Consider the following 10,479-nt stretch of genomic DNA (forward strand, 5'->3'; position numbering starts at 1 on the left):
CATTCACGAAAGCCCCCCAACCCACGGTTGGGGGGCTTTCGCATACCCTGAGTGATTCTTACGCCGGGCGTCCTCGAGCCCCGATCCGCCGCAACGGCGCGGCATGCGTGAGGGGGCACCTCATGGGCCACGCGCTCCACCCGCGCCCTGCACCCGCCGACTGCACCCGCCTCCTCGACCGGGTAGCTGGTGGTCGCTTTCGCGGGGTTGCTGCGCCCCAGGGGTAGCTGGTTGTCGCTCCGTGGGGGATGGGCCAGGCCATGACTGTGACGTCCGCGGGCCGTCGCGAGTGCTCGCCTGCACGCGAGTCAGCGGTCAGCGCCCCACCACGGACCACGCGAGCGCGGACCGCGCCGCGGTCACCCGGCCAGCCGCCTCCGCTGCACGCGAGGAGACCAGGCCGTCCGTGTGCGCGGCGACCAGCAGTTGGAGCTGCGCCCGCTGCATGGCGCGCAGGTCACGGGCGGCCTGCACCCCGTGCCGCTCCCGCATCTCGACCAGGGCCTCTCGTCGCGCCCGGCGCGAGCCCAGCACTTCGAAGTCGGCGGGGCTCACCAGATGGTCGGGCACCGTCACCTTTGCCATGCGCGCGAATACCTCGCGCTCCCGACGCCACGACACCCGCAGCGCCACGACGAGTCCCGTGGTGATGGGTACTCCCTTGATGAGCGCGGCCACCCACGGCGAGCCGGCCACGAGGGGTGAATTGAGGAACCCGTGCAGCACCATGGAGGCGGCGAGCATCCCGATCAGGACCCCCCATCTGCGCCATAGCGATGCGACCGAGACGAAGAAGTACGCGACGCCCATGCCCGCGACCGCGGTGAAGGCGGCATGGCTCCACAGCCCCGCGACCAGCCCGCGCAGGATGAACATCGAGCCGACCGTCTGCATCGCCTCACCCGACAGCGCCGCCGTGCGGGCGGTGTAGAGGAAGCCCTCGACCACCTGGAAGCCCAGGCCGATCATGCCGCCGTAGAAGGCGCCGTCCGCGACGGTTCGGATGCGCGCGCCTGGTATGAGGGCGAGCGCCACCACCCCCAACGCCTTGAGCGGCTCCTCCACGAGGGGCGCGGATACGGCGGACAGCCACGGCGAGTCCTCGCCCAGCCATCCCTGCACGAGCGTGCGCATGGCTGCGCCGCCCACGCGTGAGACGCCCACCGCCACGAGCGCACCCCACGCGACGGCGCCCGCGATGTTGACGAGCGACCGGCGCTCGAACAGCTCCATGCCGTAGACCACGGAGGCGAAGATCACGCCGTACAGCGTCCACAACACCGCGGCGAGCGCCCCGGACGCGGGGTTGGCCAGCAGCGACTCGATGACGAGCGGCATGGTCTCGAGGAACGCCGCCACCGCGAGGGCGACGATCACCCAGAACACCCACGAGCGCGGATCGACGAAGGTCGCGGTCCGGGGGCGGGGGCGCAGCCCGACGAGCGGGATGGCGCCCGAGGCCGGCGGTGGCTCGGGTGAGCCGCTGCCGGCCGGCAGGTCGGCCCCGGCCGCGCTCACGACGCGCCACCGAGGGTCACGGTGCGAAGGAGGGACTGCGCCGATGTCGACACCGGCGCCCACGCGGACGTCGGCGCGGTGAGGACCGCGATGACGTCCAACTCGCCGTTCGAGATCACCCACGTCTGGACGGTCTCGAGCGGCTTCTGGACCACCACCGTCGCGGCGGCGTCCCCGGCGTCCGTCTCGAAGGTGCGGGGCGCGGTCGCGACGGAGCCCGCGGGGGCCTCCTCGAGCGCCGACTCCGTGAGCGCCTCGATGGTCTCGACCACGCCGCCCTCGGAGTCGTGCGGCGTGACGATCTGCAGGGTCGCGCCGGCCTGGGTGAGCGTCGTGACGCCCAACTCGGACGGCGCCTGCGACCACTCCGGCCCTGCGGTGACCGTCGCATCGTCCCCCAGCGTGATCACCAGCGGCGGCGCGGGCGTCGAGGCCACGCGGGCGGCGTACGGCAGCGCGAGGAGGTAGACGAGGGCGACCGCGACAATGACGAGCGCGCCCGCCAGCGAGCCGCGCCCGATCAGCCGCACGGAGAGCGGCTCCCTCTCCGGCGGCGCCGCCTCAGCGGCAACCTCAGCACCGCTGCTCATGCGTGCGACGCTAGCACGCGCGTGCGGCGCTAGACGGGGGACGATGCGCGGCCCGCCCGGGCGCGCATCGGCAGGTAGATCGCGAGGAAGACGGCGGCGACGGGGACTCCCTTGACGAAGAACGCGAGCGCGGCGCTGTCCTCGAGGAAGGGCGCGTCGAACAGGATGTGGACCAGCATCGACAGCAGCAGCATCGCCCAGAATCCCAGCCACCGGCGCGCGGCCGGCGCGTCCCAGCGCAGCAGGGCCCACAGGCCGATCGCGGCGATCGCCGTGTACGTCGCGTGCGACCACAGGAGCGAGAAGACGCCGCGTACGAACAGGAAGCCGATCACCGTGATGACGGGCGAGTCCGCGCCCGCGGCGTTCGTCGCCGAATACAGCAGCGACTCCACGACGGTGAACCCCAGGCCCACGAACGCGCCGTAGTAGACGAAGTCGAGCGCGCTGCGCATGCGCGAGGCCGCGAACAGCGCGAGGGCGGCGACGCCCAGGATCTTGAGCAGCTCCTCGGAGATGCCCGCGGAGAGCGCGGTCGACCAGCCGTCGTCCGCGACCACGGCGTCCACGATGTCGCTGAACGCGGTGGTGGTCCACCGGCCCAGGCCCGTCGCGATGACGGCGCCGAACCCGAACGCGGCGAGCGTCGCGCCGCGCGGCCGGGGCCGCCCGCGGGAGATGCGTCGGATGAGCCACGCGACGGCGAGGCCGAACGCGGTCCACCCGACTGCCGCGACGAGGAAGGCCAGGGGCGAGCCCTGATACGCGTCGGACATCAGCGGGGCGAGGCCGATGATGCCGACGACGGCCAGCGCGGCGTAGACCCAGGTGACGGGATTGCGCAGCTCGATCACGACGAGGCCTCCAGGAAGACGAGGGACATGACCATCTGCTCGGCGGTCGCGACGACGGCGTCGTCCGCGGCGGGCATCTCCAGCACGGAGCTGGCCACGGACTCGCCGTCGGAGACCACCCACCCGCGCTGCACCCCGTCCGGCCCGGTGCCGGTGTAGGAGAGCGCGGTGTAGCCCTGGTCGGTCGTGACGGTCTCCTCCACCTCGACGTCCCATCCGGAGTTCTCGAGCAGTTCGGCCTGGGATGCCGCCTGATCCTCGGGCGTGCGCTCGGGGTCGTAGGCGGACGGCGTGACCGCGGTGTACGTCGCGTCGCCGTTCTCCAGGATGGTGAGCAGGTCGCCGGATCCGGCGGAGAGCGACCAGCCCTCCGCGACGGTGAGCTCCATCGCGTCGCCCACCGTGACCGTGCCCCCGGCCTCGACGTGGCGGCCCGAGACCTCGCCGGCCACCCACGATGCGCCGACCGTGAGCAGGAGCGCCATGGCCGCGATCACGATAGCGCCGGTCCACTGCTGGCGCGGCGTCGCCATGGGGCCGGGCGCCGGCATCGCCGGCGGCGTGAACCGCTTCCCGGTCTTCCGGGCCATCACATCGCCTCCAATGCGTGGTCGAGGTCCTCGCGGAGGTCCTCGACGTCTTCGAGACCGATGCTGAGCCGCACGGTCGCGTTGGACATGCCCACCTGCGCGCGCTTCTGGGCGCCGAGCTTGCGATGCGTGGTGGTGGCCGGGTGGGTCGCGATCGACTTCGCGTCGCCCAGGTTGTTGGAGATGTCGATCACCCGCAGCGCGTCGAGGAAGCGGAACGCGGCCGCCTTCGCCTCGTCGCCGTGCGGGTCGACGCCCTCCGGCAGCGCCACGTCGATGGTGACGAGCGTCCCGCCGAGCGTCATCTGCGCCTTCGCGCGCTCGTGCTGGGGGTGGGAGGCCAGGAACGGGTAGCGGGCCTTGGCGACGCGCGGATGCGCCTCGAGCCACGCGGCCAGGTCGTGCGCCGAGCGCGCCTGCGCCTCCACCCGGACCCGCAGCGTCTCGAGCGACTTGCCCAGCACCCACGCGTTGAACGGCGACAGCGTCGCGCCCATGGTGCGGACCATCGTCCGCACCTTGTCCACGTACTCGCGCCCGCCCAGGACGGCCCCTCCCAGGACCCGGCCCTGGCCGTCGATGTGCTTGGTCGCGGAGTAGACCACCGCATCGGCCCCCAGGGCGAGCGGCTTCTGGCCCAGCGGCGTGGCGAACACGTTGTCCACCACGAACAGCGCGCCCGCCGCGCGGCACAGGCGCGCCACGTGCGGGAGGTCCACCACGTCCTGCATGGGATTGGTGGGCGACTCGCAGTAGACGGCGGTCGCGGGCGTCGCGAGCGCGCGCGCCCAGTCGTCGTTGTCGTGGCCGTCGACGTAGTCGACCGTGATGCCCCAGTTCGCGAAGTACTCGTCGAAGGTGGTGATCGAGGTCCCGAACAGCGCGCGCGAGGCGACCAGCCGGTCGCCCTGCCGGAGGATCGCGGCGAGCGAGACGAACACCGCAGCCATGCCGGTCGCGGTCGCGAAGCAGTCCTCCGCGCCCTCGATCGCGGACAGCCGCTGCTCGAACATCGACACGGTGGGGTTCGCGTACCGCGAGTACTGGTAGCGCTCGATCTCCCCGGCGAACGCCGCCTCCGCCTCCGCCGCGGTGGGGTAGACGTACCCCTGGGTCGCGAAGATCGGCTCGGACATCTCCTCGAAGTGCGTGCGCGGGAAGCCGGCACGGACGGCGAGGGTGTCGGGGCGCAGGGTCGGGGGCAGGTCCTGGCTCATGGGCACAGGCTACCGGCGGTGCGGGACGCCGCCCCGGGACGATGCGCGGGCGCGCCGTGCACGCAGCCTCGCCTCACGCCTGGTGCCAGGGGAGGCCCTCCGCCTTCCAGCCGCGAGTGCCGCGGTGGCCGTCGAGGTTTGTTGCGCCCTCGAATCCGTCGAGGATGTTGTACGCGGGGCCGAGTCCGGCGGCCGTCGCCGCCTCCGCCGCGCCGATGCTGCGCTGGCCCGAGCGGCACAGGAACACGATCGGCTGGCCGGGCTTCACACCGGAGGCCACGAGCTGGTCGACGAAGGCCTCGTTGCGCGCCATCGACGGGTACGTCGCCCACTCGATGAGCACCGGGCGCTTGCCCAGGCGCGCGGGGTCGGGCACCCCGACGAAGCGCCACTCGGCCTCGGTGCGCACGTCGACGAGCAGTGCATCGGCCTGCTGCTCGAGCAGGTCCCAGGCCTCCTGCGGGGTCAGGTCTCCGGCGTAGGTCACGTGTCCCTCCCTTGGGCGTGTGCGCGTCAGTCTAGGGGTGGATCAGCCCTGCTCCGGATGCGGCTTCCCGGCGACCACGGGCGGCAGGGCGGACCACGGGAAGGTGATCCAGTCGTCGGTGCGCTTCCACACGTAGTCGGGGTCGATCACGGATCGCGACTTGGCGTACAGCACCACGGTTCGCACCTCCGCGGCGTGCTGCTCCATGAGCGTCTTGACGAGCGCGAGGGTCTCGCCGGTGTCCGCGACGTCGTCGGCGACCAGCACCTTGAGGCCGCGCAGCGCATCGGTGTCGAGCAGCGGCGGGAGCACCACGGGCTCGGGGAGGCGCTCGTCGATGCCCGTGTAGAACTCGACGTTCAGCGTGCCCACGCCCTTGGTGCCGAGCGCGTAGGACAGCGCTCCGCCGATGGGGAGGCCGCCCCGGGCCACGGCGACCACGGCGTCCGGCTCGAAGCCGTCGTCCGCCACGGTCTGCGCGAGCTCGCGCGTCGCGTCGCCGAATCCTTGCCAGGTGAGCTCCTCGCGAACGATGCCGTCGGTCATGTCGCCTCCTCGTGGGTACCGGACGAGGCTACCCGGGGACGCGATCCCGGGTCGCTTGGCGCGCGCCGACTAGCCTGGGCCGCATGGGTTTCTTCACGGGCGAGGGCGACGCGCGGCGCCTCTACGAGGCCGACCGCTGGTTCGACGACTGGCTGAAGTCCAGCCCCAAGTCCGCCACCTACCTCGCGCAGCAGGTGCGCAAGGCGACCGGGCACACGCTCGCCTTTACGCCGCCGGAGTTCCGGCCGGTCGTGGACTGGGTGGCGCGCGACCTCGCGCGCGACCGCTCGGCCATCCGGCCCGACTGGGCCTACCGCTCCGAGGTGGGCACGCGGCTGACGATGCACGGGTCCGCCCTCATCGACGGCCTCCTGGTCTATCTGGGCGGGCTGGCCGATGCGCATCGTCCCCTGCAGTGGAGGCTCGACAAGGACCAGGCCTCGGGCGCCTACCTGGACCCCACGTTCGGCCCGGACGGGCCGCCCATCGCGACGCTGCCCGGCGCGGTCGCCGCGCTCGGCACCGGTGGGACCGCGTGGCAGGCGGTCGAGGAGGTCCTGCGCTGGTTCGACACCCCGGGCTCGCTGTCCTATGCGGCGTTCGACACGCCGCGCGAGGTGCGCGAGGCCCTCATGCCCCGGGGCGGGCTGCTCCGCAAGGCGCCGGCCCGGCCCGCGGAGCTGCCGTCCGCTGCGCCGAGTGCCGTCCTGGGGCCGCTCTCCGAGGGCGATGCCGGGCTGGTCGTCCAGGACGTGGGGCTCGGGCCGTCCCCGGGCTCCGACTCCGGCGCGACGCACCACGCGATCGTGGCGCTCGGCGCGCGCGAGCTCGACGAGGCCGCGCTGCTGCGATTCGTGCGCGGCGCCGACGCGGCGCCCGGCATCGAGCGCGTCGCGTTCCGCAGCCATCACCTGCTCGAGATCTGGGCGCCGGGACTGCTGATCGTCGAGGTGCTCGGGGGGCTCCGTGAGGCATCGCGCACCGAGCTTCCCATGCGCGAGGGCGACGACGGCGGCGCGCTCGGCGAGGACGACCGCCGGGCGCTCCTGCTGCGTGCGCCGTTCCTCGAGCGCGGCGCGCAGGCGACGGACGTCGCCACCCGCGAGGTCGAGGTCGGCGGCTGGGACGCGACCGTCACGGTGCAGACCCCGTGGCTCGACGACTACTCCTACACCGCGGTGCTGCATCCGCGGCTGGTCGAGACCCTCACGCATGCGCGGATGGAGCAGACCGCGACCGCGATCGGCGGGATCGCCGGCGTGGACAAGGTGCTCTGGGAGGACCCCGAGGCGGTGCACGTGCACGGGACGGCCCTGGACCCGGGCGAGCTCGCGGAGGTGGTCGCGAAGGCGCTCGCGGACCCGCCGCCCCCGGCTCCTCACCCGAATGGGTAGTTGGTTGTCGCTTTTCGCAGGTTGCCGCGTCTGAGGGGGTGGCTGGTTGTCGTCAGCCGCGGTAGACCTCGCGTCGGTGGCCGATCGTCATGACGACGATGACGAGGAGGCCGTCCTCGATCGCGTAGATGACTCGATGGCCGCCGACCCGAACGCGGAAGTACGGGTTGTTCGACAGGCGCCTCGACCGTGGCGGCCGGGGGTCGAGCGCGAGCAGTTCGATAGCGCCCAGGATCCGCGCTCGTTCCTGGGGGTGGATGCGCCGCAGGCTGCGCTCCGCGGCCGGGCGCAGCTCGACCCGGTACGTCACGACCAGCCGAGGTCGGCCTTGACCTGCTCCCACGGGATGCTCGGTGCATCCTCGGCCATGGCCGCGTCGGCGGCCGCGATGTCCTCGATCTCCTCGAGGGCGTCGAGCATGCGCTCGTAGTGCTCGGGGCTGATCACGACCGCCTCGACCTTGCCGTGGCGTCCCAGGAAGACCGCGCGCTCGTGGGCGCGCTCGATCACGCTGCGGAGCTGGGCGCGGGCCTGCGATACAGGGACGATCTCGGTCATGGATGAATTGTACGTTTCGGCATTCTCTCTGTACATCCCAGCCTTGCCCGCCGTGGACACTCCGCACGGATCGCGAGCCGACACGCCGCCCGCGACCCCCGCATCGGCCCACGCCACCCGGGTGTCGCGCCGGATTCCGTGCGCAGCGTCCGGGCGGGCGTCGGGCGGGCGTCGGGCGCGAGCCAAGCACGCCGCGCCGGTAGGCTGGCCGGGTATCCGCCGGCTTCCCCGTCTGACCTCAGAGGACACCATGACCGACGCCTCCCACCTCGACACCGTCGAGCACGCCGCCGCGACCCCGGACCAGGAGCAGCCCTGGGGCGACCTGGGCCTCAAGGCCGACGAGTACGCGCGCATCCGCGACATCCTGGGCCGCCGCCCCACCAACGCGGAGCTCGCGATGTACTCCGTGATGTGGTCGGAGCACTGCTCGTACAAGTCCTCGAAGGTCCACTTGCGCCAGTTCGGCGAGAAGACCACCGAGGAGATGAAGGCCCGCCTCATGGTGGGCATCGGCGAGAACGCCGGCGTCGTGGACATCGGCGACGGCTGGGCCGTCACCTTCAAGGTCGAGTCGCACAACCACCCCAGCTACGTCGAGCCGTACCAGGGCGCCGCCACGGGCGTGGGCGGCATCGTCCGCGACATCCTCGCGATGGGCGCGCGCCCCGTGGCCGTCATGGACGAGCTCCGCTTCGGCGAGATCGACCACCCCGACACGGGCCGCGTGGTCCACGGCGTGGTCTCCGGAGTGGGCGGCTACGGCAACTCGCTGGGCCTGCCGAACATCGGCGGTCACGCCCGCTTCGACTCCTGCTACCAGGGCAACCCCCTGGTCAACGCCCTGTGCGTGGGCGTCATGAAGCACGAGGACATCCACCTCGCCTCCGCCGAGGGCGTGGGCAACAAGGTGGTGCTGTTCGGTGCGCGCACTGGCGGCGACGGCATCGGCGGCGCGTCGATCCTCGCCTCCGAGACCTTCGAGGACGGCGTGCCCGCGAAGCGCCCGTCCGTCCAGGTGGGCGACCCCTTCATGGAGAAGGTGCTCATCGAGTGCTGCCTCGAGCTGTTCGCCGCGGACGTGGTCCAGGGCATCCAGGATCTGGGCGCCGCGGGCATCTCCTGCGCGACCTCCGAGCTGGCCTCCAACGGCTCGGGCGGCATGCACGTCTGGCTCGACGACGTCCTGCTGCGCGACCCGAGCCTCAACGCCGGCGAGATCCTCATGTCGGAGTCGCAGGAGCGCATGATGGCGGTCGTCACGCCGGACAAGCTCGACCAGTTCCTCGCGATCACCGGCAAGTGGGACATCGAGTCCTCCGTCGTCGGCGAGGTCAATGACTCGGGCCGCCTCACCATCGACCACCACGGCGAGCGCATCGTCGACGTCGACCCGCGCACCGTCGCGCACGACGGCCCGGTCTACGAGCGCCCCTTCCACCGCCCCGCGTGGATGGACACGCTGCAGGCGGACACGTCCGCGACCCTGTCCCTGCCCCGCACCGGCGACGAGGTCAAGCGGACCGTCCTCGACCTCATGGCGAGCCCCAACCTGTCCTCGCGCCAGTGGATCACCCGCCAGTACGACCGCTACGTCCAGGGCAACACCGCCGCCGCCCGCCCCGACGCGGCCGGCGTGATCCGCGTCGACGAGGCGACCGGCCGCGGCGTCGCCGTCGCGACCCGCGCCAACGACCGCTTTACCAAGCTCGACCCGTACGAGGGCGCCCGCCAGTCCGTCGCGGCCGCCTTCCGCGGTGTCGCGATGACGGGCGCGGTCCCCACCGCCGTCACCGACGGCCTCAACTTCGGCTCTCCCGAGGACCCCGACTCGATGTGGCAGTTCGCGGAGGCCATCCGCGGCCTCGCGGACGCGTGCCAGGAGCTGGGCGTCCCGGTCACCGGCGGCAACGTCTCCCTCTACAACGGCACCGGCGAGCCCGGCCGCATCGACAGCTCGATCAACCCCACGGCCATCGTGGGCGTGCTGGGCATCCTCGACGACGTCGCCGGCGCGGTCCCCAGCGGCTGGCGCGAGGAGGGCCTGTCGCTCTACCTGCTCGGCACCACCCGCGCCGAGCTCGACGGCTCCGAGTTCGCCGCCCTCCACGGCCACCTGGGCGGTCTGCCTCCCCAGGCGGATCTCGCGTGGGAGCGCACGCTGGCCGATGTGCTGGTCCAGTCCGCGCGCGACGGCCTCATCGCGTCGGCCCGGGACGTGTCCGAGGGTGGCCTGGCAGCCGCCCTCGCCTTCGCCGTGCTCCGCTACGGGGTGGGCGCGCGCGTCGTCCTCGACGAGCTGCTCGAGCGCTCGGGCCTGTCCGCCTCGGAGGCGCTCTTCTCCGAGTCGCAGGGCCGCGCGCTCGTCGCCGTGCCGCGCACCGAGGAGCCGCGCTTCGCCGCGATGCTCGAGGCCCGCGGCGTCCCGGCCGTGCGCCTGGGCATCACGGACGACGAGGGCGAGCTCGACGTGCAGGGCCACTTCACCCTCGCGCTCGACGAGCTGGGCCGGGCGTGGGAGGCGCCGCTGCCGCAGCGCTTCGCCTGAGGACGATGCGCGGGCCGGGGGCCGCACCCGGCCCCCGGTAGGTCGCGGGACCGGTCCGCGGGCGCGGTGTTGAGTGCGCCACACGGCCCGTTGGGGTAGGCCCTCGCGCCCGGGGAGATTCCGGCAACGTCTGCCACAATCGCCCGGTGCCGCACCGCAGCGAGAAGCGCCCGCCCC

General features: G+C 72.7%; 11 protein-coding genes. 2 read left to right on the plus strand and 9 right to left on the minus strand.

Annotated elements, in window-relative coordinates; translation table 11 throughout:
• Positions 1–315: 315 nt before the first annotated feature.
• The 7 genes from AOM03_RS12260 to AOM03_RS12290 form a co-directional block, all read right to left on the minus strand.
• On the minus strand, positions 316–1,518 hold the full coding sequence (locus AOM03_RS12260; protein WP_062381783.1) for a PrsW family intramembrane metalloprotease: 1,203 nt from the start codon (positions 1,516–1,518) through the stop codon (positions 316–318).
• Positions 1,515–2,108, minus strand: coding sequence for a hypothetical protein (locus AOM03_RS12265; RefSeq protein ID WP_156157752.1), 594 nt, complete (start codon positions 2,106–2,108; stop codon positions 1,515–1,517). Before AOM03_RS12265 ends, AOM03_RS12260 begins: the two co-directional genes overlap by 4 nt.
• Positions 2,109–2,137: 29 nt before the next feature.
• Entirely contained in the window at positions 2,138–2,962 is an 825-nt protein-coding gene (locus tag AOM03_RS12270) for a PrsW family intramembrane metalloprotease (RefSeq protein ID WP_062381791.1), read from the minus strand.
• A complete protein-coding gene (locus tag AOM03_RS12770) occupies positions 2,959–3,552 on the minus strand; it encodes a hypothetical protein (protein WP_062381793.1) in 594 nt (197 codons plus the stop codon). The genes AOM03_RS12270 and AOM03_RS12770 overlap by 4 nt, the downstream gene beginning before the upstream one ends.
• A complete protein-coding gene (gene metZ, locus AOM03_RS12280) occupies positions 3,552–4,769 on the minus strand; it encodes an O-succinylhomoserine sulfhydrylase (protein ID WP_062381795.1) in 1,218 nt (405 codons plus the stop codon). The genes AOM03_RS12770 and metZ overlap by 1 nt, the downstream gene beginning before the upstream one ends.
• 73 nt (positions 4,770–4,842) lie before the next feature.
• A complete protein-coding gene (locus tag AOM03_RS12285) occupies positions 4,843–5,256 on the minus strand; it encodes a rhodanese-like domain-containing protein (protein ID WP_062381796.1) in 414 nt (137 codons plus the stop codon).
• Between the two features lie 42 nt (positions 5,257–5,298).
• Positions 5,299–5,802 (minus strand): phosphoribosyltransferase, encoded by a 504-nt coding sequence (locus tag AOM03_RS12290; RefSeq protein WP_062381798.1) that lies wholly within the window; start codon positions 5,800–5,802, stop codon positions 5,299–5,301.
• 83 nt (positions 5,803–5,885) lie between these two features.
• Here AOM03_RS12290 and AOM03_RS12295 point away from each other — a divergent pair, with 83 nt between their 5' ends.
• Positions 5,886–7,196, plus strand: coding sequence for a hypothetical protein (locus AOM03_RS12295; protein WP_062381800.1), 1,311 nt, complete (start codon positions 5,886–5,888; stop codon positions 7,194–7,196).
• Positions 7,197–7,248: 52 nt separating this feature from the next.
• On the opposite strand, the gene AOM03_RS12300 is transcribed toward AOM03_RS12295, so the two are convergent.
• Together AOM03_RS12300 and AOM03_RS12305 are read right to left on the minus strand one after the other, a co-directional pair.
• Positions 7,249–7,506, minus strand: a complete 258-nt coding sequence (locus tag AOM03_RS12300; RefSeq protein WP_062381801.1) for a type II toxin-antitoxin system RelE family toxin — start codon at positions 7,504–7,506, stop codon at positions 7,249–7,251.
• Positions 7,503–7,754 (minus strand): type II toxin-antitoxin system Phd/YefM family antitoxin, encoded by a 252-nt coding sequence (locus AOM03_RS12305; RefSeq protein WP_062381803.1) that lies wholly within the window; start codon positions 7,752–7,754, stop codon positions 7,503–7,505. The genes AOM03_RS12300 and AOM03_RS12305 overlap by 4 nt, the downstream gene beginning before the upstream one ends.
• A gap of 250 nt (positions 7,755–8,004) precedes the next feature.
• On the opposite strand from AOM03_RS12305, the gene purL reads away from it, so the two are divergent.
• Entirely contained in the window at positions 8,005–10,302 is a 2,298-nt protein-coding gene (gene purL, locus AOM03_RS12310; protein WP_062381804.1) for a phosphoribosylformylglycinamidine synthase subunit PurL, read from the plus strand.
• Positions 10,303–10,479: the final 177 nt, after the last annotated feature.

The sequence above is a fragment of the Demequina pelophila genome, from assembly GCF_000971175.1.
Classification (GTDB): Bacteria; Actinomycetota; Actinomycetes; order Actinomycetales; family Demequinaceae; genus Demequina; species Demequina pelophila.

Excerpts from the sequence above, each read along its gene's own strand:
- AOM03_RS12770 (WP_062381793.1), bottom strand. The coding sequence starts at position 3,552 with ATGGCCCGGAAGACCGGGAAGCGGTTCACGCCGCCGGCGATGCCGGCG.
- metZ (WP_062381795.1), bottom strand. The coding sequence starts at position 4,769 with ATGAGCCAGGACCTGCCCCCGACCCTGCGCCCCGACACCCTCGCCGTC.
- AOM03_RS12290 (WP_062381798.1), bottom strand. The coding sequence starts at position 5,802 with ATGACCGACGGCATCGTTCGCGAGGAGCTCACCTGGCAAGGATTCGGC.
- purL (WP_062381804.1), top strand. The coding sequence starts at position 8,005 with ATGACCGACGCCTCCCACCTCGACACCGTCGAGCACGCCGCCGCGACC.
- AOM03_RS12305 (WP_062381803.1), bottom strand. The coding sequence starts at position 7,754 with ATGACCGAGATCGTCCCTGTATCGCAGGCCCGCGCCCAGCTCCGCAGC.
- AOM03_RS12265 (WP_156157752.1), bottom strand. The coding sequence starts at position 2,108 with ATGAGCAGCGGTGCTGAGGTTGCCGCTGAGGCGGCGCCGCCGGAGAGG.
- AOM03_RS12295 (WP_062381800.1), top strand. The coding sequence starts at position 5,886 with ATGGGTTTCTTCACGGGCGAGGGCGACGCGCGGCGCCTCTACGAGGCC.